Origin of the sequence: Paenibacillus sp. BJ-4 (assembly GCF_020404765.1) — a bacterium.
Classification (GTDB): Bacteria; Bacillota; Bacilli; order Paenibacillales; family Paenibacillaceae; genus Paenibacillus.
In genome coordinates this window covers 1-210 of record NZ_JAIVEM010000178.1, presented here as the reverse complement: position 1 = coordinate 210, position 210 = coordinate 1, and the positions used below count along the sequence as shown (strand labels likewise).

1 pseudogene is annotated in these 210 nt (G+C 41.9%); it reads left to right on the top strand.

The features are described 5' to 3' along the window. Positions 1-2 precede the first annotated feature (2 nt). Positions 3-210, top strand: a pseudogene (locus tag LCF57_RS28430) (IS5/IS1182 family transposase); the annotation flags it as partial.

Sequence of the window (210 nt, the reverse complement as noted above, 5' to 3'; positions counted from 1 at the left end):
GTATGCTGCGATCTCATCGAGACAAACAACAATCCTTTGAATTCGTTTCCCTGGAAGAACTGGTACCGCAAGATCATTTGCTTCGCAAAGTTGATAAATATATAGACTTTTCCTTTATTCATGAGAAGGTAAGCCCGCTGTATTGTGCGGACAACGGGCGTCCTGCCATTGATCCTACCGTGTTGTTTAAAATGATCTTTCTCGGTTATT